Below are 24248 nucleotides of genomic sequence, written 5' to 3'. Positions count from 1 at the left end.
TCTTTTAGCGGACCGCGGGCCTCCAGGCCCGCTCATGAGGCGGACCTGGAGGTCCGCGGTCCGATGAACCCTAGACCTTCGGCGGCAGCGCCGCCGGCTCGTCGCCGAGATCGACGGCGAGGATGCGTTCGCCGCGGCGGGTGATCGCCGTCGTCGAGGTGTCGATCTCGCGCAGGTCCTTCTCGGTCTGGGTGAAGTGCTTCTTGAGATTGTCGACCCGGTCGTCGAGCCGCTTCACGTCGCCCAGCAGCAGCCCGACCGTCTTCTGGATCTCGCCGGCCTGCTCGCGCATGCGCACGTCCTTCAGCACGGCGCGTACGGTGTTCAGCGTCGCCATCATGGTGGTCGGCGACACGATCCAGACGCGCGCCTTGTAGGATTCCTCGACCAGCCCGGTGAAATTGGCGTGCAGCTCGCCATAGACGGCTTCCGACGGCAGGAACATCAGCGCCGATTCGGCGGTCTCGCCGGGCACGATGTATTTGGCCCGGATGTCGGCGATGTGCTTGCGGATCGCCTGCTGGAAGGCGCGTTGCGCCGCCAGCAAGGCCGCCGCGTCGCCGGCCGGGGCGGCGCGCAGGAGGCTGTAGCTTTCCAGCGGGAACTTGGCGTCGATGGCGATCGAGCCCGGCGGGTTGGGTAGCTTGAGCAGGCAGTCGGCGCGCACGCCGGTCGAGAGCGTCACCTGGAAGTCATAGGCAGACGGCGGCAGCGCGCTCTGCACTAGGTCGTTGAGCTGGACCTCGCCGAAGGCGCCGCGCGCCTGCTTGTTGGACAGGACTTCCTGCAGGCTGACGACCTGGGTCGAGAGCTCGCCGATCTTCTTCTGCGCCTCGTCGATGCGGACCAGCCGCTCGCGCAGATCGGTGACGATTTGCCCTGTCGCCTTCTCGGTGCGGTCGAGCCGCTCCGCGACGACCTTGCCCAGCGCCTGCTCCTGCTCACGCAGCGACTTCTCGACCCGCTGCACGGTCTCGGCCTGCTGGCTCAGGGCGAGTGCAAGCTGCTGCTGCATGCGCTGCTCGGCCTCGCGGTTGCCGCCGCCCTGGCGCATCAGCACCACGACCAGCAGGAGGGCCAGCAAAACGACGGCGGCGAGGAGGGCGATCGACAGGATATCCATTGTTCCCCTTATAGTCCTCCGGCTCGACAAGCGCACGGCTGGCCGGTAATCCAAGCGTCCAATGGCACCCAAATACGCTCCCCCGGCGCACGATCCGGACGTGTGGCTGTTCGACCTCGACAACACGCTCTACCCGTCGCGCTGCAACCTGTTCTCGCAGATCGACGTGCGCATCGGGCGCTACATCGCCGACTGGCTGAAGGTCACGCCGGAAGAGGCGCGGGTCGTGCAGAAGCAGTACTGGCGCGACCACGGCACCTCGATGCGTGGGATGATGACCCTGCACGGCGTGAACCCCACGCACTATCTCGATTACGTGCACGACATCGACTATTCGCCGGTAGAGGCCAATCCCGCGCTCGAAGCCTCGCTGCGCGCGCTGCCGGGCCGCAAGATCATCTTCACCGCCGGCGACGTGCCGCACGCCGAGCGCGTGATGGAGCGGTTGGGCGTGTCGCATCATTTCGAGGCGATCTTCGACATCGCCGCGGGCGAATACTGGCCCAAGCCCCATCCGCAGATCTACGACTCGCTGGTGAAGAAGCACGGCGTCGATCCGACCCGCGCCGCCTTCGCCGACGACATCTCCGTCAACCTGAAGCCCGCCGCCGATCTCGGCATGCGCACGGTGTGGATCCGCACCGACGAGAGCGTGAAGCGCGCGGCCGACACCGATCTCAGCCATATCCATCACCAGACGGACGACCTCGCCACGTGGCTCGACGACTGGCTGACCGAAAGGAACCTCAAGAAGTGAAGATCCTGATTCTGGGCGCCGGCGCGGTCGGCGGCTATTGGGGCGCGCGTCTCACGCAGGCCGGCGTCGACACCACTTTCCTGCTGCGCGAGAAGCGTGCCGAGAAGGTGCGTGCGGAAGGCCTCGTCGTGAAGAGCCCGAAGGGCGACGCGGTCGTGCCGGTCAAGGTCGTGACCAAGGGCGGCGAAGGCGGCCCCTACGATGTCGTCGTGCTGGCCTGCAAGGCCTACGACCTGGAGTCGGCAATGGAGTCGATCGCCCCGGCGGTCGGACCGGACACGGTGATCGTGCCGATGCTGAACGGCCATGCCCACTTCGCGACGCTCGACGGCAAATTTGGTGCGGCGCGCGTGGCCGGCGGCCTCGCGCGCATCTCCGGCATGCTGGGTCCCAACGGTGAGATCCTGCACAGCGGCGCCTCGGGCGTGTCGTTCGGCGAGCGCGACGGCAAGCCCGGACGTGCATCGCTGGTCGAGCTCGATGCGGCCTGCAAGAAGGCCGGCATCGAGGGTGGCCTGAACGGCAACATCAACCAGGATCTCTGGGACAAGTGGATCATGCTGTCGACGATCGCGGGCATGTGCGCCTCAATGCGCGGCACGATCGGCGACATCATGGAGAGCGAGGACGGCGCGGCGATCGTGGCCGAGACGCTGGAAGAAAGCCGCAAGGTCGCGATGGCCGAGGGCCAGCCGCCGAGCGACAAGGTCGTCGCCAACCTGAAAGGCATGCTGACGGCCAAGGGCTCCAAGGCCGTGGCCTCGATCCTGGGCGACATGGAAAAGCACGGCGCGGCCGAGGGCAAGCAGATCGTCGGCGACATGCTCGCCCGCGCGCGCAAGCACGGCATCGCGGCACCCAACCTGCGCTATGCCTACGCACACCTGCAGACCTATGAGGCCCGCCGCGCGCGTGGCGGCCTGAAGTAGAGGTTGCCATGAAGATCCTGATCCTCGGTGCCGGCGCGATCGGCGGCTATGTCGGCGGACGCCTGCACCAGAGCGGCGCCGACGTGACCTTCCTCGTGCGTGAGAAGCGCAACGAGGCGCTGCAGCGCGATGGGCTGGTGATCAAGAGCACCAAGGGCGACATCACCCAGAAGGTGAAGACGGTCACCAAGGGAAGCGAAGGCGGCCCGTATGACGTCGTCGTGCTGACCTGCAAGGCCTACGATCTCGACTCGGCGATGGACGCCATCGCCCCGGCGGTCGGCGCCAACACCACGGTCGTGCCGCTGCTGAACGGCATGCGCCATCTCGAAGCGCTCGATGCCCGCTTCGGTGCGGAGAAGGTGGTCGGCGGTCTGGCGCGCGTCGGCGTCGCGATGGATGGCCAGGGCCATATCCTGCACACCAGCCCCTTTGCCGTGATCTCGTTCGGCGAGCGCGACGGAAAGCCCGCGCGCGCCGCGCTGACGGAACTCGATGCCGCGATCAAGAAGTCGGGCGTCGATGGCGGGCTGAACGGCAACATCGTCCAGGACCTCTGGGACAAGTGGATCATGCTGTGCACGCTCGCCGCGATGTGCTGCCTGATGCGCGGGTCCTCGGGCGACGTGCTCGAAGCCGAGGAAGGCCTGGCGATCGTGCTCGAGACGGTCGAGGAAGGCCGCAAGGTCGGCGCCGCCGCCGGTCACGATCCCGGCGAGAAGGGCCTCAAGACCATCCGCTCGTTCCTGACGGTAAAGGGCTCGAAGTTCACCGCCTCGATGCTGCACGATCTCGAGAAGGGCAACATGGTCGAGGCCGACCACATCGTGGGCGACATGATTGCCCGGGCGAAAAAGGCCGGTATCGCCACGCCGAACCTGCGGCTGGCCTATGCCAACCTTCAGGTCTATCTCGCCCAGCGCGCCCGGAAACTGGCGAAGTAAGCTCGCGAGACAGGAGCCTGCAGAGGAGCCTTGAAAGGCCGGCCGGAGGGGCTTACCTCTTGGTCATGAACTTCTCAGGTCCTCTTTCGCTCGTGCCGCGACGGAACCATCCGATCGCGGAAGCGTAATCCCCGAGCCGGCCTTTGTGTCCCGGCATCGGGGCACTCGATCGCCTTTGTCTGCGATCAACCGATTAAATCCAATTTGTCTTTAGCCATGCAGGAGCATCCGCGATGCCCGCCGTTGCACGTAATCGTTCCGTCCCCAACATCGTCGTGAGCGACGCCGACTATGACCGCCTGACCGACCTCGCCACCGCGTCGCTGGAGCGACTGCCGGAAGTGGCCGAGGAGCTGCTGTCCGAGATGGACCGCGCCAAGGTGGTGAGCGCCGCCAGCGTGCCGGCCGATGTCGTGCGCATGGGCTCAACCGTGACCTTCCGCTCCGATGCCGGCACTGACGGCGAGCAGCACGAGCTCACGGAGACGCTGGTCTATCCGGTCGACGAGGACAGCGACGCGCACAAGCTCTCGGTGATGACGCCGGTCGGCGCCGCGTTGATCGGCCTCGCCGTCGGCCAGTCGATCTCCTGGACGGCGCGCGACGGCCGCCAGCACCGGCTTACGGTTGTGAAGGTTTCCTAGAACTCCACTGACCTCATCCTGAGGAGGCGCGAAGCGCCGTCTCGAAGGATGAGCCACGAACGTGGTGCGTGTGCCCATCCTTCGAGACGCTCACTGCGTTCGCTCCTCAGGATGAGGTTGGTTTCTATTTGATCAACCCCGCAGCTTTCGGCAGGAACAGCGAGAGCTGCGGGAACAGGATGATCAGCATCAACCCGATCAGTAGCGCGACGATGTAGGGCATGTAGGCCCGCCAGTGCTGGCCGACCGTGAGGTTGGCGAACTTCAGCGCCATCAGCAGTCCCACGCCCATCGGCGGCAGGAACAGGCCGATGCCGACGGCGGCGGTCTGCACGATGTTGAAGTGGATGGGATCGATTCCCATTTCCTCGGCGATCGGGAACACGACCGGGATCAGCACGACGGCGGCGGGCAGGCCCTCCAGCACCATGCCGAACATCATGGTGATCAGCGCCGTGCACACGAGGAACAGCCAGGGCTGTGAGCGCAGCGGGCCCAGCACTTCGGCCAGCAGCTTCGGTACGCCCGAGACGCCCATCAGGTACTGGAACACCGACGCGACCGCGAGCAGGAACACGACCGACGCGGTCAGAATCGCGCTGTCGTAGGCGAGCCGGCCCATCTGCTTGTAGGTGACGTTCCTGTAGTAGAAGCGCGCCGCCAGGAAGGCATAGCCCGCCACTACGGCGCCGGCCTCGGTGGCAGTGAAGATGCCGAGGAAGAAGCCGCCCAGGATGACGATCGGGATCACCAGCGGCACCGCGGCGCCGCGCGCCGAGGTGACGAGGAAGGGAATGCTGGGCTTGCCGTCGACCGGCCAGTCGTACTTCCGGGCGCGCAGGTACACCAGGATCATCAGGCAGACCATGATCGTGGCGGCAGGGATGAACCCCGCCAGGAACAGCGCCACCGCCGAGGTATTGGTCACCTGCGCGATCACGATCATGAAGATGGCGGGAGGCACCAGCATGCCCATCGCGGTGCCGGCGGCGATCAGCGACGCCGAATCCTCGCGCTTGTAGCCGGCCTTGGTGAGCGGCGGCATCAGGGTCGAACCGAGTGCGGAGACCTCGGCCATCTTCGAGCCGCAGATGTCGGAGAAGAAATAGGCGACGACGATCACCGACATGCCGAGTCCGCCCTTCACCCAGCCGACCAGTGCGCGGGCGAAGGCCACGAGCGCGTGGCTCATGCCGCATTTTTCCATCAGCCCGCCGGCGAAGACGAAGGCGGGGATCGCCAGCAGCACCCAGCTCTGCGAACCCGAGACCATGCTCGACGCCAGGATCTGCAGGTCGTAGCCGCCGAGCCACAGGCCCGCGACGCCGGAGACGCCCAGCGCAAAGACGATGGGCATCGAGAACAGGATGAGGACGACGAAGATCGCCGCCACGGTGAGCAACAGCATGCCGGGACGGTCCTTCTAGTGCACGGCGTCGGGATTGCGCGGCGGCGGTGCTATGACCATCGACACGGCATAGATGAAGAGCAGTGCGCCGCCGACCGCGGCCGAGCCGTAGAGCAGCGCGAGGTTGATCTCGAGCCCTGGCGTCACCAACGTGCGGTTCAGCAGGCAGAGTTTTACGCCGTACCAGCTCGCCAGCAGTCCGATGCCGGCGATCAGCACGTGATGGATGCGGTCGATCACGCCCTGCACGGCGGTCGGAAACGGCAGCACGTGCAGGGTGAAGTGCGATCGCTCACGGACGCCGATGGCGGCGCCGATCAGGGTAAGCCAGGCCAGCATCATCTCGCCGACCTCCTCGACCCAGGTGAAGCGGACCGGATCGAGATCGTAGTAGTCGGTGATCTCGATCATGACGTAGCGCAGGAAGACGCCGATCAGCAGGTTGATGATGGCCGCGATCAGGAGCAGCGCGACCACGATCTTCGGGATCGACGCGATGAAACGCATCATGGTTCGGGACCGACGCTCTAGGCCTTGAACGTCGCGACCTCGTCCCACAGCCCGGCATATTGCTGTTTGTACGCCGGCCAGATCTTGTCCTGCGCCACCTTGCGGAAGGCCTCGACGTTGGCCTCGACCACCGTCATGCCCTTGGGCTCCAGCGCCTTTTTGGCGGCGGCGAAATTGTCGACCGATTCGGTGAGGTCGCGGATCTTCACCTGCGCCTGGCGGCTGAGGTCGAGCATCAGCTTCTGCTGGGCCGGCGTCAGGCTTTCCCAGACGCCGAGGTTCATCACGGCGTTGGTCGGGCCGTAATTGTGATAGGTCATCGAGCAGTATTTCGAGACCTCGAAGATTTTCAGCGCCAGCATGTTCACGATCGGCAGGTCGCCGCCGTCGATCACGCCCTGCTTGGCGGCCGAGATCACCTCGCCCCAGGCCATCGGCACGGCGTTGCCGCCGAGACCGTTGATCGTATCGCCGAACACCTTGGCCTGCTGCACGCGGATCTTGGCGCCGCGCAAATCCTTCGGCTCGACGATCGCCTTCTTGGTCGTGAAGAAATGGCGGAAGCCGTAGTCGAAGAAGCAGAGCGTCTTGACCTTGTACTTGTCCTGGAACTGCTTATCGAGCTTGTCGCCGACCGGCCCGTTGAACATCGCATAGGCCTGGTCGTAGCTCTTCACCAGATAGGGCACGAGGAACACGCCCATCTCGGGGAAGATCGTCGCCGCGGCGCCGGCCGGGCTGCCCATGGCGATGTTGCCCGACTTCACCGCGTTCATGATCTCCAGCTCCTTGCTCAGCAAGGTGCTGCCGAAGAACTGCATGTCGAGCTCGCCGTTCGACTGCTTGCGTACTTCGCCGGCCATCCAGTCGAAGGCGACGGCGGCCGATTCCGGCACCGCGTTGATGTGCGCGAAGACCAACTTCTTGGCTTCGGCCCGCGCGAAGGTCGGCGCGAGGCCGCTGGCGAGGATGCCCGCCAGGCCGCCCTTCACCAGGCTGCGGCGGTGAATTGCAGACAGATTCCGGCTGCTGATCTTCATGATGGTCATGGTGCGCCCTCCCAGGCGATCGCTTGACGTGAAGTCGTCTCTTGTTGAGGCGAAGCCTACGCCGCTCGATGGGAGTCGTCGCGTCCTTAGGTTGCACCTGGAATGAATCTCGCAACGCAGTCCAAGTGCAATTGAAGCCGTCAGGGACGGTAGCGCAGCAGGGCGATGCCGAAGCCGACGAACACCACGCCGCTCGCCCGGTTGAGGCGGCGGCGCCAGATACCGTGCATCAGTCGGTCTGCAAGTTTGCGGCCCGACAGCGCGTAGATCGAATAGAAGAACAGCTCGACGCCCACGAAGGTCGCGACCATCAGCGCGAATTGCGGACCCCAGGCGCGCGCCGGGTCGATGAACTGCGGGAAGAAGGCGGCGGCGAAGATCAGGAGCTTGGGATTGCTGATGCCGATCAGGAAGCCGCCACGGAACAATGCGAGGTTCGAGGTGCCGGTCGGCTGCGGCGTCGCCTCAGGCTCGACCGGCTCGCGCCAGAGCTGGATGCCGAGCCAGGCGAGGTAGGCCGCGCCGGCGATCTTCAACACGTTGAACGCATCCGGCAGCGCCAGCAGCAGCGCGCTGAGGCCCGCGACCGAGCCGGTCAGCATCAGCACCAGCGCCGAGAGGCAGCCCGCCATGGCGATGAAGGCCGAGCCCAACCCGAACCGGATGCTGCGCGTCGTCACGTACAGCACGTTCGGCCCCGGCGTGCAGGCGATCAGCACGACCGCGCCGAGATAGAGCCACCAGGTTTCGAGGGTCACTTTGTCGGCTCCATACAAACCTCAGAATACCCGTCGTCTCGACCGGAGCGCCGCAGGCGCGCAGTGGAGAGACCTCCTCTCCACCAAAAGCCGGCTGGTCGTTGAAAGAAGATCTCTCCGCTACGCCTCGCTGCGCGAGGCTTCGGTCGAGATGACGGGCTGCTTTATGCCGCCGCGGCGTGCGGACCCTTCGACGGGTTGAACCGGTCGAGCACATGGCCCGGTCCCTTGGCGTGCTTTACGTAATCCTTGCCGTCGAAGGTCCGGACGCCGTTGCAGAACACCCCGTGCACGCCGGTCGGCCGGCGGATGGTGCGGCGGCCGCCGCCGGGCAGGTCGGCGACCCGCTCGGCCGGCGAGACGCCGACGGTCGTGGGATCGAACAGCAGCAGGTCGGCCTGGGCGCCGACGGCGATGCGACCACGATTCTGGATGCCGTAGAGATCGGCCGGATGGCTGGTCAGGCGACGCACGCCCTCGGCCAGGTCGAAGTCGCCGCGCTCGCGCACCCAGCGCGCCAGGAAGTGCAGGCCGAAGCCCGCATCGCACATGTAGATGAGGTGCGCGCCGGCGTCGGACAGGGCCACGACGCCCGCCTCATGCTTCAACAGCCGGGCAACGCCGTCGTCGCCGACATTGAGGAAGCGGCCGAGGAAGGCGGTCTCGAGATCCTCGTCGAGGCTGAGGTCGAGCATGATGTCGAGCGGGTCGCGATGCTCGGCCTGGGCGATCTCGTGGAGATAGCGGTTCACGTAGCGCGCGTTGCCGGGCTTCTGCGCCACGGCGACCATCACGCGATCCCAGTTGCCCTGGAAGATCATGCCGGGCCGCGGGTTTTTGGCGTTCTCGCGGAACTTCGCGCGCCACGAAGGATCGCGATAGACCGCCTTGAGCTGCTCGGGCGTAAAGGCCTTGATCGGGTCGAAGGCGGAGTGGCTGTAGAACGGATAGGCGTTGGCCATCGTGAAATCGAACGACAGCGGCTGGCAGGGGATCTGGACGTAGAGCCCGTTGCCGCGACGGATGGCGGCGGCGCAGTCGTCGAAGATCTTCAGCGCGCGCTGCGGCTCCTGCTCGTTGTACATGGCCATGCCGGTGCCCTGGAAGAACGGGCGGCCGTGCTTCGCGGCCATCGGCTCCAGCTCCTGCGGCGTCTTCACGCCCGAGGCGATGGCGATGACGCCCTTGCCGCGCGGCCCCATGGCCTCGACCAGTGCGTCGAGTTCCGACATCGGCGCGATGGTGGACGGCATCGGCACGCCGCCGAAGCCCGAATGGTTGAGCGAATAGGAAGCGCCGAGACCGATCGCGCCGTTGGCCATCGCGTCGGCGACCAGCGCCTTCATGCGCGCCAGTTCCTCCGGCGTGGCATCGGCGCGCTGCGAGGCGGCCTCGCCCATGACGGCGGTGCGGATGGTGGAATGGCCGGCGAGCACGGCGAGGTTGGCGTAGGCGCCGCGCCGCCGCAGCATCGCCATGTAGTCGGAGAAGCTCTCGAAATCCCAGGCGATGCCGGCGCGCAGCGCGTCGAGGTCCATGCCCTCGACGACCGAGAGGTTGCGGATCACCAGGTCTCGCGCCGCCGGCGGCGCCGGCACGATACCGAAGCCGCAATTTCCGATCACCGCGGTGGTGACGCCCAGCGACGGCGAGGGCGAGAGCGTCTGGTCCCAGGTGACCTGCGCGTCGTAGTGCGTGTGCACGTCGACGATGCCGGGCGAGAGCACGAGACCGCCGGCATCGACGGTCTCCATGCCCTTTTCAGTGATCTCGCCGATCGCGGCGATGCGGCCATCCTTGACCGCGAGATCGGCGCGCCGGGGTTCGTTGCCCAGCCCGTCGACGATAGTGGCGCCGCGAATGACGAGATCGACCATCCCTACCTCCGTGCGGTGAGCGCTCCGTATGCGGCGAGCGCGGCATGATTGACGAGGTCGCTGACGGTCGCGCCCATCTGCACGATCTGCACGGGCTTGGAGAGGCCGTCGATGACCGGGCCGATCACCGTGACGCCGCCCAGCGACTGCATCAGGCGCGAGGAGATGTGGGCGGAGTGCAGGCCCGGCATGACCAGGATGTTGGCCGGGCCGGTGAGGCGGGTGAACGGATAGGTCGACTTCAGCAGGTCGAAATCGAGCGCCATGTCGGCCTGCATCTCGCCGTCATACTCGAAGTCGACTTCCTCGGCGTCGAGCAGGCGGATCGCCTTGCGGATGCGGTCGATGCGCTCGATCTCGCGGCTGCCGAAGTTCGAGAACGACATGAAGGCGACGCGCGGCTCGTGGCCCATCATGCGGGCGTTCTTCACCATCTGCTTGGCGATGGTCGCGAGCTGCTCGGGCGTCGGTGTCTCGTTGATCGAGGTGTCGGCGAGGAACACCGTGCCCTGGCGCGACACCACGATGGAATAGCCCATCGGCACCTTGCCCATGTCGATGTTGATCACGCGCTTCACATCGGCGTAGCACTCGGGGAAGCGCCGCGTGATGCCGGTCACCATGCCGTCGGCGTCGCCCGCCGCCACCATGCAGGCGCCGAACACGTTGCGCCCCTGGTTGACCATGCGCTGCACGTCGCGGTGCAGGTAGCCGTCACGCTGCAGGCGGCGATAGACGAGGTCGGTATAGGGCGCGTTCTTGGTCGAGAGCCGCGCATTGTGGATTTCCATGCCCGTCGCATCGTTGATGCCGAGCGTCTTCATGGTCTCGCGCACCTGCTCCTCGCGGCCGATCAGGATCGGCGTGCCGTAGCCGTTGTCGCGGAACATCACGGCGGCGCGGATCGTGCGCTCCTCCTCGCCCTCGGCGAAGACGATGCGCTGCGGATTGGCCTTAACCTGCTCGAACAGGCTCTGCAGGAAGTGGCTGGTCGGGTCGAGGCGGCCGCTGAGGCTGCGCTTGTACTCCGCCATGTCGGTGATCTGCTTCTTGGCGACGCCAGACTCCATCGCCGCCTTGGCGACGGCGGCGGAGACCTCGACGATCAGGCGCGGATCGAACGGCACCGGCACGATGTAGTCCGGGCCGTAGCGCAGGCGACGGCCGGAATAGGCGCGATCGACCTCGTCGGGCACATCCTCGCGGGCGAGCTTGGCCAGCGCCTCGGCGGCGGCGACCTTCATCGCCTCGTTGATCGTCGTGGCGCGCACGTCGAGCGCGCCGCGGAAGATGTAGGGGAAGCCCAGCACGTTATTGATCTGGTTGGCGTAGTCCGAGCGCCCGGTCGCGACGATCGCGTCGCCGCGCGCCGCGCGCACGTCTTCCGGCGTGATCTCGGGATCGGGATTGGCCATGGCGAAGATGATCGGCTTGGCCGCCATCGACTTCACCATCTCCTGGGTGACGGCGCCCTTGACCGAGAGGCCGAAGAACACGTCGGCGCCCTTCATCGCCTCCTCGAGGGTACGAGCCTTGGTGCGCACCGCGTGGGCGCTCTTCCACTGGTTCATGCCTTCGGTGCGGCCCTGGTAGATCACGCCCTTGGTGTCGCAGAGGATGGCGTTCTCGTGCGGCATGCCCATGGCCTTCACGAGCTCGATGCAGGCGATCGACGCGGCGCCGGCGCCGTTGACCACCATCTTGATGTCCTTGATGTCGCGCCCGGTGAGGTGCAGCGCGTTGATCAGGCCGGCGGCCGAGACAATGGCGGTTCCATGCTGGTCGTCATGGAAGATCGGGATGTCCATCAGCTCGCGCAGGCGCTGCTCGATGATGAAGCATTCCGGCGCCTTGATGTCTTCGAGGTTGATGCCGCCGAAGGTCGGCCCAAGATAGCGCACGCAGTTCACGAACTGGTCGACGTCCTTGGTGTCGACCTCGAGGTCGATGCAGTCCACGTCGGCGAAGCGCTTGAAGAGGACGGCCTTGCCCTCCATCACCGGCTTGCCGGCCAGCGCCCCGATGTCGCCCAGGCCCAGCACGGCGGTGCCGTTGGAAATCACGGCCACCAGGTTGCCCTTGATCGTGTAGTCGTAGGCGGTCGCAGGGTCTTTCTCGATCTCGAGGCAGGGGGCGGCAACGCCCGGCGAATAGGCCAGCGCCAGGTCACGTTGGGTGACCAGCGGCTTGCTGGCGATGATTTCGATTTTTCCGGGCCGCCCCGAGCGATGCATGATCAGCGAATCGCCGTCGAGGTCGCCCATCTGGTTGCTGACCATTTCTTCCGAGCTTTTGCTCGCCATCTGAATTTCACTCCCAGTTGAGTATGCATATTGGCGATAATCGGCCGGACGTGCCAGCCAGCCATCCCGCGCTGCAGCGCAACTTCCATGCCCAAATATCGTCCACCTGTCGTCCACATGGACCGCTCGGCAGCGTGTGCTAGACCGAACGTCTCCCGAGGAAGTTTCAGTGCCGGACAGTTCCGCCATCCCCGCCGACGCCACGCCGATGATGCGCCAGTACCTGGCGATCAAGGCCGCGCATCCGGACCATCTGGTCTTCTATCGGATGGGCGATTTCTACGAGCTGTTCTTCGACGACGCGGTGAAGGCTTCGGCGGCGCTCGACATCGCGCTGACCAAGCGCGGCCAGCATCTCGGCGAAGACATCAAGATGTGCGGCGTGCCGGTGCACAGCCACGAGGCCTACCTGTCGCGGCTGATCCGCCAGAGCTTCAAGGTCGCGGTCTGCGAGCAGGTCGAGGACCCGGCCGAGGCCAAGAAGCGCGGCGCCAAGTCGGTGGTCGAGCGCGCCGTGGTGCGGGTCATCACGCCGGGCACGCTGACCGAAGACTCCCTGCTCGATGCACGCAGCCATAATTACCTCGCGGCCCTTTCGGAGGCGCAGGGCGACCTGGCGCTGGCCTGGCTCGACCTCTCGACGGCGGACTTCGCCACCCAGCCGCTGCTGCCGGGGCAGGTCGCGGCCGCGCTGGCCCGGCTGGCGCCCGGCGAGCTGCTGGTGCCGGACCGGCTGCTGGCGCGCGAGCCGCTGAAGGCCGCGCTCGAAGAGTGGAACGCCGTTCTGACGCCGCTGCCCTCGGCCCGGTTCGACAGCGACAATGCCCGCAAGCGCCTGCAGGCGGCGTTCAACGTCGCCGTGCTCGACAGTTTCGGCGCCTTCTCGCGGGCCGAGGTCGCGGCCTGCGGGGCGCTGCTCGACTATGTCGAGCTGACCCAGGCCGGCAAGCGCCCCGCCTTGGTGCCGCCGCGCCGCGAGCGCGCCGACGGCACGATGGAGATCGACCCGGCGACGCGGCGCAATCTCGAGCTGGTCAAAAGCCTCGACGGGCGGCGCGACGGCAGCCTGCTGGCCACCATCGACCGCACCCTGACTGGCCCCGGCGCGCGCCTGCTGGCCGAGCGCATCGCCGCGCCCCTGACCGACCGCGCCGCGATCGAGCGCCGGCTCGACCTGGTGCAGCTCTTCGTCGAGCGCCCGGCCGTGCGCGAGCGGGTGCGAGAAGCACTGCGGCGCACGCCCGACATCGAGCGCGCCCTGCAGCGCCTGTCGGTCGGCCGCGGCGGCCCTCGCGATCTCGCGGCGCTGCGCGACGGGCTGGAGTCCGGCGAAGCGCTGGCCCGGTCGCTGCGCGCCGAGCCCGAAGCTTTGTTGCCGCCGCCGGCGCCCCTCGCGGAAATCGTCGCCGCCTGCTCGGATCATCAGGCCACCGTAGCGGCGCTTGCTGAGGCGCTGGCCGACGAGCCGCCGCTGCTGGTGCGTGACGGCGGTTTCGTGCGCCAAGGCTATCGTCCTGAACTCGACGAACAACGCACCCTGCGCGACGATAGCCGCAAGACCGTGGCCGGGCTCGAAGCCAAGTACCGGGCGTCGACCGGCGTGCCGTCGCTAAAAATCCGGCACAACAACATGATCGGCTACCATATCGAGGTGACGGCAACGCATGCCGACAAGCTCGACCTGGCAGCGCTGGGCTTCACGCGGCGGCAGTCGATGTCGAACGCCACGCGCTTCAGCACTGCCGAGCTGGCCGATCTCGAAACCCGCATCGGCCGCGCCGCCGACCAGGCGCTGGCGCTCGAACTCGCCGTGTTCGAGGAGCTAGTCGCCAAGGTGATGACCGTCGCGGCGCCCATCGCCGCGGCCGGCCGCGCCCTGGCGGCGCTCGATGTCGCCTCGGCCCTCGCGGAGCTGGCGGCCAGCAACAACTACGTGCGTCCCTCGCTCACCGACGATCCGGCCTTCTCGATCGAGGGCGGCCGGCATCCCGTCGTGGAGGCCGCGCTGGCGCGCCAGAGCGGCGCGGGCTTCGTGCCCAACGACTGCGCGCTCGGAACCGACCGACGTCTGTGGCTGTTGACCGGCCCGAATATGGCCGGCAAGTCGACCTTCCTGCGCCAGAACGCGCTGATCGCGGTGATGGCCCAGGCCGGCGCCTTCGTGCCGGCGCGGGCCGCCATCATCGGCATCGTCGATCGCCTGTTCAGTCGTGTCGGCGCGGCCGACGACCTGGCGCGCGGCCGATCGACCTTCATGGTCGAGATGGTCGAGACCGCGGCGATCCTGAACCAGGCGACGGCGAAAAGCCTCGTCATCCTCGACGAGATCGGCCGCGGCACCGCGACCTTCGATGGGCTGTCGATCGCCTGGGCGACCTTGGAGCATCTGCACGAGGTCAACCGCTGCCGTGCACTGTTCGCCACGCACTATCATGAGCTCGGTGCGCTGAAGGAACGGCTCGACGCGCTCGCGCCTTACACGATGCGCGTGAAGGAATGGCAGAACGAGGTCGTGTTCCTGCACGAGGTCGCGCCGGGTGCGGCCGATCGCTCATACGGCATCCACGTGGCGCAGCTCGCCGGCCTTCCCGCCGCCGTCGTCTCGCGCGCCGAGGAAGTGCTGGAGGTATTGGAAAAGGGCGAACAGTCCGGCGCGGTCACGCGCCTGGCCGACGACCTTCCGCTGTTCGCCGCGGCGCCTGCCCGTCCCGCCAGCGGCACGGCGAAGGCGAAAGAGTCGGAAGTCGAGAAGGCGCTGGCCGAGATCAACCCGGACGAACTCTCACCGCGCGAAGCGCTCGACGCTCTCTACGAATTGCGCGCGCGACTGAAGAACTAGCCCGCCAGCGAGGGCTCGATGCGGTCACCGGGGAGTGGTGGCGGCGTCCAGCCGGTTTTCGCGACAAACACTCGACTGAGGCAGTAGGCGGCGACATAGAGCGCCAGCATGTCGGCGAACACGATGATGGCGCGACCGACGAACGACACCCATGGCCCTTCGGGCAACTTCCCGACAACCCAGCCGATCATCGCGACACAGCCCAGGACGGTGCCGCCGATCGAGATTGCGCTGCAGGTGAGCGCCACGGCGATCAGCGTGCCTCGCGCGCCGGCAGCGGCACGGAAGGCATCGCCGATGTTCCAGGACAGGCGCACGACCCGCGCCGGCAGGAACAGAAGGGAACTGCCGAAAATCGTGGCGAGCAGGATCATCGTGATCGACTGGAACACGATCAGCGCCAGCATGCCGCCGAGATCGGTCGCACTCTTGAGGCCGAGGCCGATCGCGAATGAGAAGGCGATCGGCAGGGCTATCAGACCAAGACCGTAGAGTATGCAGAAGCCGAGGAAGGCCCAGGAGAAAGACCGCGTCGATTGGAGCTTCGCCGCGAAACGCTCTTTCCAGTCGGGCATGAGCATTTGCTTGAACCAGAGGTCGAACGTGAAGCACAGGGCAAATGCCGCCGCCGCCGTCTGATGGCGCGGCAGAAAAGCCGCGACCGCTGCCATCAGGAGGGCAATCGGTACCGTGTAGCTCCAGAACGCCTTGTCGCCGGGGAAACGTTGCAGAGCTTCACCCAGCAAGTGGCCGGCCGGCGGGGTGGGCCGGGCTTCTATCGTGCTCATGCCAGCGAGTTTGCTACGAGATGCACTGCTGAGTGAAGTCGTATGTCGATCTTCACTCGTCGGTAGCATCAAGCCGGCGTACCCGCCGTCAGCTGAACGCTTTCCGCGCCAGCGCCGCGCCTTCGGACAGCGCGCGCAACTTGCCGTAGGCGACGCCCAGGGTCATCGGGGCCATGCCGCAGTTGGTGCAGGCCTGGATGCGTTCCGGATCGACGAACTTGGTGGCGAGCTTCAGGGTCTCGGCCACCTGTTCCGGCGTCTCGACCTCGTTGGAGGCGACGTCGATGGCGCCGACCATCACGGTCTTGGTCTTCAGGAGCTTCATGAGCTCGGGCGGCACATGGCTCTCGCGGCATTCCAGCGAGACCTGCTGGATCGAGCTGCGGTCGAGCGCGGGGAAGGTCTCCTCGTACTGGCGCCAGCTCTCGCCCAGCGTCTCCTTCCACTTGATGTTGGCCTCGATTCCGTAGCCGTAGCAGATGTGCACGGCGGTGGTGCACTTCAGGCCCTCGGCCGCCTTCTCCAGCGCCGGCACACCCCAATCGACCGTCTCCTTGAGGTAGACGTTGAAGGCGGGCTCGTCGAACTGCACGACGTCGACGCCGAGTCGCTCGAGATCCCTGGCTTCCTGGTTCAGCAACTCGGCGAAAGCGAAGGCCATCTTCACCCGGTCGCCGTAATAGCCGTCGGCCAGGGTGTCGATCAGCGTCATCGGGCCGGGCAGGGTGAACTTGAGCTTGCGCGAGGTCGCGGCGCGGGCAATGCGCGCCTCGCGCTCGTGCACGAACTTGCGGCGCTTCAACGCCGAGGTGACGGTCGGGCAGTCGGCGTCGTAGCGGTTGTTGCGGATGCCCATGCGGACCTTCTTGTCGAAGTCGACGCCGTCGACCTCTGCGAGGAAGCCGTGCACGAAATGCTGCCGCGCCTGCTCGCCGTCGCTCACGATGTCGAGGCCGGCCTCTTCCTGGCGGCGGATGGCGAGGAAGGTCGCATCGTCCTTGGCCTCGAACAGCGGCTGACCGGAGAGCGTCCACGGCGCCCACAGGACGTTCGGCGTTGCCAGCCAGGCCGGCTTGGGCAGGCTGCCCGCAAGTGTCGTCTCGAACATGGCGTTTCCCCGTTCTTCTAACTTGTCGTGTTGTTCGCGGCTGGAACCGGCAAGGCGGATCCGGGCGTCGATGCCGGCATCGCCAGGCCCGGCGTCGCTTCCGGCGGTAGGACCTGGCCGTAGGTGCCGGGCGCGCGCCACTGCAGGGTGCCGAAAGCACCGCAGCTCTCGCACACCGGCCGCCAGGCTTCGTGATGGGCACCGCACGAGCTGCAGCGCCAGGCGCGATCGGCCGGCGCGTCGGTCGCACGGCCGAGCCATTCGCGCACTTTCTCCTGGCCGGAGTGAGCTTGTTCCTCGACCTCGGCCATCATGCGGCAGACACGCGTCGGCGGGTTGGTGCCGGACGCGGTGTCGAGATGACGGCGTGCCTCACCCCACAGGCCGGCGTCGAGCGACGCCTGCGCCAGCGCCAGATGGCTTTCGATATCGTTGGCGTTATGCCCGGCCAGCCGGCGCACCACGCCGACCCGCTTCAATGCCTCGGTCTCGCCGGAGGCTTCGAGATAGAGCGCGACGAGATCGGGATGCGGCGCCACCGACCAGCCGCGCTCGATCGTCTTCATCGCCTTCTTCGATTCGCCGGCCTTGATCTGCAGCTCGGCGAAGCGCTGGGTCACGGCGATACGTTCCGGAGCGAGCCCGAACGCCTGGCGCGCCAGCGCCAGCGCGTCATTGGCGCGGCCCTCGCGCTCGGCTTCGCGGCTGCGTTCGACTTCCAGCAAGGCCTTCAGGCTGCGGCCCTTGTCGGGTGCGACGACCTTGCGGCGAATGCCGGACTCCAGCGTCTCCTGCGCGGTCTTCCACTGGCCGACCTGCGCCTGCATGTCGAACAGCGAATGCACGACCCACGGTGTCTGCGGCCGGAGCTTGAAGGCACGTTCGGCATAGGCCAGCGCCTGTTCCTGGTGACCGTCGCGCAGCGACTGGCCGATCAGGCCACGCAGGCCGAGGAAGGCCATCTGGTCGTCTTCCAGCATGGCATTGAAGGCGCGGCGCGCGCCGTCGCGGTCGCCATTGAGCTGAGCGGCCTGTGCCGAGAGAAGAAGCGTGAGTGCCGGTTCCGACAGGAGCTGTTCGGCCTTGCGGGCATGCTTCTGGGCCTCGACGCCATCGCCCGCGGCGACGGCGGCGAGGCCTTGCGTCAGTTCGCGGTAGCCGCGACGGCGGCGGCTCTCGCCCCAGCCGTCGAGCAGTGCGCCGGGCGCACCGACGATCCAGCGATAGAGAAGCCAGCCGCCGATGCTGAGCAGGATCAGCACGACCAGGGTGATCAGCAGCACGCCAACACTGGTGTCGAGCCGCCAGCCGCGGAACTCGGCGGTGACGACGCCCGGCCGTTCGGCCAGCCACACCGCGCCCAGCATCGCGGCGATCGCGACGACGAACCAGATGATCGTGCGCAGCATGGTCATGGGAGCGACCTACTTCGCGGAGCCGAGCAGGGTGACGGCCTGGGCCGAGATCTGGTCGGCCGCCTGCTTGGCCGCGAGATGGGTCTCGGCGCGCGACAGCCAGCCGGCGGTTGCCTTCGAGGTCTGCGGCGGCAGCGACTTCACCAGCCCGACCGCCTTGGCGAGATCGCCGGCATCGAGAGCGGCCTCGGCGCGCGCGAGCTTGGCCTCGGTGCCGTCGCCTTCGACATCGTCGCCGACGCGGCGCAGCGAGATCAGGCCGCGCACCTTGCCGAGCAGCCGTTCGCCGAAGGAATCGTCGGCGACGTCGTCGGCCAATGCCGCCTTGGCGACGGCGGGGAACTCCGCCACCAGCGACGCGCGCGAGGCGACGCCGGTCTGCGCATGGGTCTGGAGAACCGCGATGCTCTCGCCGAGCTTCGCATCGCCCTGGGCCAACGGTGCCAGCAGCGCGAGGTCGGTGGCGAAAGGCAGGCCCGAGCCGACGGCGGCGCTCAATCTCGCCGCGACGCCGATGACGGCCGACGCGCGCGCGGTGCTCATTGCCTTCTGCTCGCCGGCGTTCCTCGCGGTCGCCTCGCCGCGCGCCTTGTCGACGGCCTCGGTCAGCAGGCGGGTCTGGTCGCGCTGCACGTTGACCGTCTGGTCGATCGTCTGCAGGGCGTTGCGCATCGTCGCGAGTTCGAGACGCAGGGTGGCGAGTTCCTTTTCCTGGTCCACGGTCACGGCCGGTGGCTGTGCCGGAACAGCAGGCGCCGGAGCGGGTGCCGTGGCGCCGCCGACGCGGCCTTCCAGCGCCTCGATCTTGCCGCGCAGGTCAGCGATCGCGGGATCGGGCGCACCGCTGCCGACCGGCCGCTCGGCAATGGCGGCCGACGTGGCGCGCAGCCGCTTTTCCAGATCGTCGATCCGGGCCGCCATCTCCTTGCGGGCAACCTCGACCGAGGCGTTGGCGACGGCGGCGGCATCCTGGCGGACCTGTTGGAGATCGATCGACGGGGCGGGCGCCGCCGCGGCCGCGCCCTTGCCCTGCCAGAGGGCCCGGATTTCAGCGGGCCAGTAGGGCAGGGTGATCAGGGCGCCGGTCAGCACCAGGCAGGAGGCGACCACGCCGGTGATGAAGGCGCCGGCCACGCCGAGGCCGCGGCGAACCTGCACGGGCGGCGGCGGCTCCACCGGGGGAGAGACCGCTTCGGAAGAAGAAGGTGTGTCGCTCATGATGCTCGGTCCTTCTACGGCGGCCTGGCTGGCAGCCGTTGGGGCAGTCCCTGTGGCAGCTACCGGCAGCCGGTCGATCTCGTCCAGCACGGACTGGCGGGTCGGGCGCAACGCCGCCACCGTCGCCTTGAATGGCAGGTCGCTCAAGGGCTGGAGCGCCGCAGGGCTGATGGCGATGGCCGTCACGTTCGACAGGGAGCCGGAAATTCCGGCCTCCTGCACCAGCCGGGCGAAAAGCGCCGAGGCCCGCGGCGAAAAGAACATCGCGGCATCCAGCGCGCGCGCCTCGATCGCAGCCCGCGCCGACTCCGGTAGCTCCGTCGCCTCGCGCGCGTCGTAAAGCGCGACGCGGCGCACCTCGAAGCCGTGCGGCGCGAGGGACTTCGAGAAATCCTGGGCAATGTCGACGCCGGAGACGTGGAGCAGGGGGCCGGCCTTGGGGTCGAGGCGTCGTTGGGCGAGCTCGGCCAGGGCATCGCCGTCGCCCGCGGCCGACGTCACGGACGCGAAGCCCAGCCCTTCGGCGGTCGAGGCGGTGGTGTCGCCGACGGCCAGGATGGGCTTGCCGCGCTGTTCGCTGGCCTCGGCCAGGGCGCGTGCGCCATTGGCGCTGCTCAGCAGCACGGCCTGGCACTCGAACATATCCGTCGCGAACTCGGTCGGCGGATGGAGAATCTCGAGATGGAACAACGGCGCAATGACGGGGACATGGCCGCGCTCGACGAGTGCCGTCGCCAGCGTGGTCGCCTCGCGTTCCGGCCGGGTGATCAGCACGCGCATCACGCCTCCGTAGCCGGGGCGTCCGGCCAACGCAACGACAGAGAGATTAAAGAAGCACGACGCCTTCCAGCGCCAGCAGCTTGCGCTTGGTCGGCAGGCCCTGGCCGCCGGAGAAGCCGCCTTCCTTGCCGCCGCTGCCCAGCACGCGATGGCAGGGCACGATGATCGGGATTGGATTGCGTCCGCAGGCCATGCCGACGGCGCACGGACCCGAGCCCAGCGCGATCGCCATGCCGCCGTAGGTCGCGGTGCCGCCGAAGGGAATTTCGACCATCATCTTCCAGACGCTCTTCTGGAAATCGGTGCCGCGCGCGGCGAGCGGCAGGTCGAAGCGCTTGAGCTTGCCCTTGAAGTAACGATCGAGCTGGTGCATCGCCTCCCGGAGAACGGGAGTCGACGACTTGTCGCGCGAGCGTTCGCCGTCGCTGGCCCAGCGGAGCGAGGTCACGGCGTCGTGATCCGCTTCGATCGCCAATCTGCCGACCGGGCTGTCGACGTAACAAATGGACATATGGCAAGCGTAGCGCCGGTCGCCGGCATTTGCCAACATGGGGACGAATGTCTGGGAATGAGATGAAGAGAGGCCAGAGGTCCACGCAAAAGGGCCCGACGCGCCGGGCCATGTTGGGCGGTACTGCCGCGCTGGTGCCGACGCTTGCCTTGTCTGCCGGGGCATTCGCGCAACCGGTGCCGCGCCGTCAGCAGCCTGCGTCCGAGGTCGGCCCGCCGCCGGTCGTGTTCGTGCACGGCAACGGCGATTCGAGCGCGCTCTGGATCAACAACCTGTGGCGCTTCGAGGCCAACGGCTTCAAGCGCAACCAGCTCTTTGCCATCGACTTCGTCTATCCCAACGCGCGCACCGACGACGCCAAGCCACAGCCCTACCGCTCCTCGGCCGAGGACCAGATGAAGGAGCTGACCTCCTTCGTGGTGCAGGTGCTGAAGGCGACGCGCCGCCGCAAGGTCGCGCTGGTCGGATCCTCGCGCGGCGGCAACGCCATCCGTTCGATGCTGAAGAACGGTGGCGCCGACATGGTGAGCCATGCCGTGCTGTGCGGCACGCCCAACAAGGGCATCGTGATCTCCGAGCAGTTGCTGCCCGGCAGCGAGTTCAACGGCGCCTTTCCGTTCCTCAAGGGCCTCAACGACGGGGCCAACGATCTCGTCCCCGGCGTCGAGATGATGGCCATCCGGTCCGACAAGAACGACAAATATTCCCAGCCCGACGGCCGCTTCATCGGCGCGCCCGGCAAGCCGACCGGCGTCAGCTATGACGCCTCCGAGCTGCGCGGCGCGCGCAACGTCATCCTGGACGGGCTCGACCATCGCGAGGTCGCGTTCAACAAGCTGGCCTTCGCTGCGATGTTCGAGCACATCACCGGCAAGCCGCCCGCCAGCATGTTCATCACCCAGGAGCCGTTGCCGATCCTGAACGGCAAGGTGACCGGCATGGCCGAGGGCAACTACACCAACGTGGCCGCCGCCGGCGCCGAGGTCGAGATCTTCGAGGTCGATCCCAGGACCGGCGAGCGCAAGAGCGCGGTGGCGCTGCATCGCAAGACCACCGGCGAGGATGGCGTGTGGGGCCCGTTCGTGGGGCGCTCCGATTCCTACTACGAGTTCGTGCTGCGCATGCCGGGACTGCCGACCACGCACACTTATCGCTCGCCGTTCCTGCGTTCGAGCGACGTGGTGCATCTCCGGCCGCAGACCTTCGCCAAGGCCGACGAGGGCGCCGGTGCGGTCACGATCATGAGCCGCCCGCGCGGCTATTTCGGCGTCGGTCGCGACAAGTTCACGCTCGACGGCAAGGTGCCGCCCGGCATCAACGACGGCGTGCCCGGCGTCTCGACGGGCCGCCTCACCTTCGACGCCGCACCGATCCGCACGGTGATGGCCGTGTTCAACAACGAGACCATTCCCACGCGCACGTGGCCCGCCAAGGACGGCCACATCGTGGTGGCGGAGTTCTTGAACTGAGCAGCGCTGTCGTCCTGAGCGCAGCGAAGGACCTAGCGGATCGACCGAAGTACTGCGTGGGTGGCGTGAGATCCTTCGCTTCGCTCAGGATGACAAGAACTAGCCCTCGTACGTGTATTTGAAATTGCAGTGGCTGGCGCCCTGCATGATCGTCTGCGTGCGTTCGAGCTTGAGCTTGGGGTCGTAGCCCTCGCAGAAGGCGCCGTCGCGGTTACACGACAGGAGGGCGCCGATCTCGCCCAGGCCCATCGCCTTGTAGGTCTCGGCGTACTGGCAGCGCACGACGTTGAAGGTGAAGGTATCGGCGGTCTGTTCCTTGACGTCGATCTGCAGCGACCCGCCCGCGGTCCAGAGATGCTGGATGTCCTGGAACGACTTCAGGGACGTGCCGCCGGGCACCGAGGCGGCGAACTGGCGGGCCTGCTCGATGGCGGAGCGGCGGACGGACTCCTCGATCGTCTTCTTCGCGACCTCGACGCCGTGGCTGGCCTTCAGGGTCTCGTAGACCTCCTTCAGGATCTCCGCCTCGATCCGGCGCTTCTCCAGCATGGAGAGGCCTTCGGGATGGGCGGATTTGGCGGGGGACTGGCTCACGGGCTGCCTCCTGACTGGGAATAATCGAACCTAGCGTGTTCCCGGCATCTTGACACAGGGGTCCCCCGATGAAATATCCGCCCCATCATGATTTCGCTCGCCCTCCTCCGGTCGCGACGTCGCCGCCCCCAAAAGCGGTAAGAGAACGCGCGCGTAACAAAAGCGCCGTATCGTGAAGCCGCTGGAGAGACGAAGCGGCTTCCTACTTCCTTCTCCAGTCGGCCACCCCTTCAAGGCCCTGCATCGAGAGAGAAGACCATGACCAGCAACAAGACCAAGATTTTCATCGACGGCCAGCACGGCACCACTGGCCTGCAGATCCTCGACCGGCTCAAGGACCGGGCCGACATCGAGCTGCTCGAGCTGCCGATGGCCGACCGCAAGGACCTCGGCAAGCGCGCCGAGATCGCCAAGGCGTCCGACATCACCGTGCTCTGCCTGCCCGACGCGGCGGCGAAGGAGCTGGTGGCGGCGATGGGAGATTCGGACACGGTCGTGATCGACGCCTCCACGGCGCATCGCGTGGCCGATGGCTGGACCTACGGCTTCCCCGAACTCGCCAAGGACCAGCGCAAGAAGCTGCTCGCCTCCAACCGGATCAGCAATCCCGGCTGCTACCCGACCGGCGCCATCGCCCTGATGCGGCCGCTGATCGACGCCGGTCTCCTGCGTGCCGATTCGACGCCAGCCGTGTTCGGCGTGTCGGGCTACACCGGTGGCGGCAAGGAGCTGATCGCGGTCCATGAACAGCCCGGCGTCGAGCCGTTCGGCATTTACGGCCTGGAACTCACGCACAAGCACGTGCCGGAGATGAAGAAGTATTCCGGCCTCAAGCACGCGCCGCTCTTCGTGCCGTCGGTCGGTCACTATGCGCAGGGCATGCTGATCACCGTGCCGATCACGCGCGACATCACGACGAAGCAGGTGACGGCCAAGGACGTGCACCAGGTGCTGAGCGACTATTATGCCGGCGAGACCTTCGTGCCGGTGCGGCCGCTCGCCGACCGCGCCTGGCTGGAGCGCGACCGGTTCCTGCGGGCCGACCGTCTGATCGACACCAACACGATGGAACTCGCGGTCTACGGCAACGATGCCGACGGCAACGTGCTGGCCGTGGCCTCGCTCGACAATCTCGGCAAGGGTGCGTCGGGCGCGGCGGTGCAGTGCATCAACCTCAAGACCGGCGTCGACGAGACGACGGGCCTCGCGGTCGGCTGAAGCCAT

Annotated in this window: 20 protein-coding genes; 7 read left to right on the top strand and 13 right to left on the bottom strand. The window is 67.1% G+C overall.

All coding sequences use genetic code 11. From position 1 onward, the window contains the following. Positions 1 to 70: 70 nt before the first annotated feature. Positions 71 to 1123, bottom strand: a complete 1053-nt coding sequence (locus tag AC1RP5_RS02020) for a DNA recombination protein RmuC (protein ID WP_493108893.1) — start codon at positions 1121 to 1123, stop codon at positions 71 to 73. 61 nt (positions 1124 to 1184) lie between these two features. On the opposite strand from AC1RP5_RS02020, the gene AC1RP5_RS02015 reads away from it, so the two are divergent. The 4 genes from AC1RP5_RS02015 to rnk all read left to right on the top strand — a co-directional run bounded on the left by AC1RP5_RS02015 (position 1185) and on the right by rnk (position 4397). Beyond that, positions 1185 to 1880: a pyrimidine 5'-nucleotidase gene (locus AC1RP5_RS02015; protein ID WP_493108892.1), complete on the top strand. Its 696-nt coding sequence runs from the start codon at positions 1185 to 1187 to the stop codon at positions 1878 to 1880. After that, positions 1877 to 2809: a ketopantoate reductase family protein gene (locus tag AC1RP5_RS02010; protein ID WP_493108891.1), complete on the top strand. Its 933-nt coding sequence runs from the start codon at positions 1877 to 1879 to the stop codon at positions 2807 to 2809. Before AC1RP5_RS02015 ends, AC1RP5_RS02010 begins: the two co-directional genes overlap by 4 nt. 8 nt (positions 2810 to 2817) lie before the next feature. Beyond that, positions 2818 to 3753, top strand: a complete 936-nt coding sequence (panE, locus tag AC1RP5_RS02005; RefSeq protein ID WP_493108890.1) for a 2-dehydropantoate 2-reductase — start codon at positions 2818 to 2820, stop codon at positions 3751 to 3753. A gap of 233 nt (positions 3754 to 3986) precedes the next feature. Next, on the top strand, positions 3987 to 4397 hold the full coding sequence (gene rnk / locus AC1RP5_RS02000; RefSeq protein WP_493108889.1) for a nucleoside diphosphate kinase regulator: 411 nt from the start codon (positions 3987 to 3989) through the stop codon (positions 4395 to 4397). 124 nt (positions 4398 to 4521) lie between these two features. On the opposite strand, the gene AC1RP5_RS01995 is transcribed toward rnk, so the two are convergent. The 6 genes from AC1RP5_RS01995 to AC1RP5_RS01970 form a co-directional block, all read right to left on the bottom strand. Further along, positions 4522 to 5805 (bottom strand): TRAP transporter large permease, encoded by a 1284-nt coding sequence (locus AC1RP5_RS01995; RefSeq protein WP_493108888.1) that lies wholly within the window; start codon positions 5803 to 5805, stop codon positions 4522 to 4524. Positions 5806 to 5820: 15 nt separating this feature from the next. Further along, positions 5821 to 6315 (bottom strand): TRAP transporter small permease, encoded by a 495-nt coding sequence (locus tag AC1RP5_RS01990; protein ID WP_493108887.1) that lies wholly within the window; start codon positions 6313 to 6315, stop codon positions 5821 to 5823. Positions 6316 to 6332: 17 nt separating this feature from the next. After that, positions 6333 to 7364, bottom strand: coding sequence for a TRAP transporter substrate-binding protein (locus AC1RP5_RS01985; RefSeq protein WP_493108886.1), 1032 nt, complete (start codon positions 7362 to 7364; stop codon positions 6333 to 6335). A 140-nt stretch (positions 7365 to 7504) separates the two neighbouring features. After that, positions 7505 to 8122, bottom strand: a complete 618-nt coding sequence (locus tag AC1RP5_RS01980) for a LysE family translocator (RefSeq protein ID WP_493108885.1) — start codon at positions 8120 to 8122, stop codon at positions 7505 to 7507. 164 nt (positions 8123 to 8286) lie between these two features. Beyond that, the gene (locus AC1RP5_RS01975; protein ID WP_493108884.1) at positions 8287 to 9999 is read right to left on the bottom strand and encodes an N-acyl-D-amino-acid deacylase family protein; all 1713 of its coding nucleotides are present in this window, start codon (positions 9997 to 9999) and stop codon (positions 8287 to 8289) included. A gap of 2 nt (positions 10000 to 10001) precedes the next feature. After that, complete coding sequence (locus AC1RP5_RS01970) at positions 10002 to 12302, bottom strand: NADP-dependent malic enzyme (RefSeq protein WP_493108883.1); 2301 nt, start codon at positions 12300 to 12302, stop codon at positions 10002 to 10004. Between the two features lie 208 nt (positions 12303 to 12510). On the opposite strand from AC1RP5_RS01970, the gene mutS reads away from it, so the two are divergent. Further along, positions 12511 to 15141 (top strand): DNA mismatch repair protein MutS, encoded by a 2631-nt coding sequence (gene mutS, locus AC1RP5_RS01965; protein ID WP_493113273.1) that lies wholly within the window; start codon positions 12511 to 12513, stop codon positions 15139 to 15141. Here the strand turns inward: mutS and AC1RP5_RS01960 are convergent. The 5 genes from AC1RP5_RS01960 to AC1RP5_RS01940 all read right to left on the bottom strand — a co-directional run bounded on the left by AC1RP5_RS01960 (position 15138) and on the right by AC1RP5_RS01940 (position 20961). Beyond that, positions 15138 to 15929 carry a hypothetical protein gene (locus AC1RP5_RS01960; protein ID WP_493108882.1) on the bottom strand — a complete coding sequence of 264 codons (792 nt, stop codon included), beginning with the start codon at positions 15927 to 15929 and terminating at the stop codon, positions 15138 to 15140. The genes mutS and AC1RP5_RS01960 overlap by 4 nt on opposite strands. An 88-nt stretch (positions 15930 to 16017) precedes the next feature. Further along, the gene (locus tag AC1RP5_RS01955; protein ID WP_493108881.1) at positions 16018 to 17037 is read right to left on the bottom strand and encodes a methionine synthase; all 1020 of its coding nucleotides are present in this window, start codon (positions 17035 to 17037) and stop codon (positions 16018 to 16020) included. Between the two features lie 17 nt (positions 17038 to 17054). Next, positions 17055 to 18452: a heme biosynthesis protein HemY gene (locus AC1RP5_RS01950; RefSeq protein ID WP_493108880.1), complete on the bottom strand. Its 1398-nt coding sequence runs from the start codon at positions 18450 to 18452 to the stop codon at positions 17055 to 17057. Positions 18453 to 18461: 9 nt separating this feature from the next. Continuing rightward, a complete protein-coding gene (locus tag AC1RP5_RS01945; RefSeq protein WP_493108879.1) occupies positions 18462 to 20450 on the bottom strand; it encodes a uroporphyrinogen-III synthase in 1989 nt (662 codons plus the stop codon). 46 nt (positions 20451 to 20496) lie between these two features. Next, positions 20497 to 20961: a methylated-DNA--[protein]-cysteine S-methyltransferase gene (locus tag AC1RP5_RS01940; RefSeq protein ID WP_493108878.1), complete on the bottom strand. Its 465-nt coding sequence runs from the start codon at positions 20959 to 20961 to the stop codon at positions 20497 to 20499. Between the two features lie 110 nt (positions 20962 to 21071). On the opposite strand from AC1RP5_RS01940, the gene AC1RP5_RS01935 reads away from it, so the two are divergent. Next, entirely contained in the window at positions 21072 to 22430 is a 1359-nt protein-coding gene (locus tag AC1RP5_RS01935; protein WP_493108877.1) for an alpha/beta fold hydrolase, read from the top strand. A 99-nt stretch (positions 22431 to 22529) separates the two neighbouring features. Here AC1RP5_RS01935 and AC1RP5_RS01930 read toward each other — a convergent pair whose 3' ends face one another. Next, positions 22530 to 22979, bottom strand: coding sequence for an L-2-amino-thiazoline-4-carboxylic acid hydrolase (locus tag AC1RP5_RS01930; RefSeq protein WP_493113272.1), 450 nt, complete (start codon positions 22977 to 22979; stop codon positions 22530 to 22532). A 303-nt stretch (positions 22980 to 23282) separates the two neighbouring features. Here AC1RP5_RS01930 and argC point away from each other — a divergent pair, with 303 nt between their 5' ends. After that, entirely contained in the window at positions 23283 to 24242 is a 960-nt protein-coding gene (gene argC / locus AC1RP5_RS01925; RefSeq protein WP_493108876.1) for an N-acetyl-gamma-glutamyl-phosphate reductase, read from the top strand. Positions 24243 to 24248 lie beyond the last annotated feature (6 nt).

Source organism: Reyranella sp. GW821-FHT12G01 (assembly GCF_058806575.1).
Note: the sequence above shows the minus strand (reverse complement) of the source record. Positions and strands in the feature narration are given on the sequence as shown.

Coding starts and splice junctions, on each gene's coding strand:
- argC (WP_493108876.1), top strand. CDS start 23,283: ATGACCAGCAACAAGACCAAGATTTTCATCGACGGCCAGCACGGCACC.
- AC1RP5_RS01940 (WP_493108878.1), bottom strand. CDS start 20,961: ATGTCCATTTGTTACGTCGACAGCCCGGTCGGCAGATTGGCGATCGAA.
- AC1RP5_RS01990 (WP_493108887.1), bottom strand. CDS start 6,315: ATGATGCGTTTCATCGCGTCGATCCCGAAGATCGTGGTCGCGCTGCTC.
- AC1RP5_RS01955 (WP_493108881.1), bottom strand. CDS start 17,037: ATGTTCGAGACGACACTTGCGGGCAGCCTGCCCAAGCCGGCCTGGCTG.
- panE (WP_493108890.1), top strand. CDS start 2,818: ATGAAGATCCTGATCCTCGGTGCCGGCGCGATCGGCGGCTATGTCGGC.
- rnk (WP_493108889.1), top strand. CDS start 3,987: ATGCCCGCCGTTGCACGTAATCGTTCCGTCCCCAACATCGTCGTGAGC.
- AC1RP5_RS01975 (WP_493108884.1), bottom strand. CDS start 9,999: ATGGTCGATCTCGTCATTCGCGGCGCCACTATCGTCGACGGGCTGGGC.
- AC1RP5_RS01995 (WP_493108888.1), bottom strand. CDS start 5,805: ATGCTGTTGCTCACCGTGGCGGCGATCTTCGTCGTCCTCATCCTGTTC.
- AC1RP5_RS01945 (WP_493108879.1), bottom strand. CDS start 20,450: ATGCGCGTGCTGATCACCCGGCCGGAACGCGAGGCGACCACGCTGGCG.
- AC1RP5_RS01950 (WP_493108880.1), bottom strand. CDS start 18,452: ATGACCATGCTGCGCACGATCATCTGGTTCGTCGTCGCGATCGCCGCG.
- mutS (WP_493113273.1), top strand. CDS start 12,511: ATGATGCGCCAGTACCTGGCGATCAAGGCCGCGCATCCGGACCATCTG.
- AC1RP5_RS01970 (WP_493108883.1), bottom strand. CDS start 12,302: ATGGCGAGCAAAAGCTCGGAAGAAATGGTCAGCAACCAGATGGGCGAC.
- AC1RP5_RS01985 (WP_493108886.1), bottom strand. CDS start 7,364: ATGACCATCATGAAGATCAGCAGCCGGAATCTGTCTGCAATTCACCGC.
- AC1RP5_RS02015 (WP_493108892.1), top strand. CDS start 1,185: ATGGCACCCAAATACGCTCCCCCGGCGCACGATCCGGACGTGTGGCTG.
- AC1RP5_RS01930 (WP_493113272.1), bottom strand. CDS start 22,979: ATGCTGGAGAAGCGCCGGATCGAGGCGGAGATCCTGAAGGAGGTCTAC.
- AC1RP5_RS01935 (WP_493108877.1), top strand. CDS start 21,072: ATGTTGGGCGGTACTGCCGCGCTGGTGCCGACGCTTGCCTTGTCTGCC.
- AC1RP5_RS01960 (WP_493108882.1), bottom strand. CDS start 15,929: ATGAGCACGATAGAAGCCCGGCCCACCCCGCCGGCCGGCCACTTGCTG.
- AC1RP5_RS02020 (WP_493108893.1), bottom strand. CDS start 1,123: ATGGATATCCTGTCGATCGCCCTCCTCGCCGCCGTCGTTTTGCTGGCC.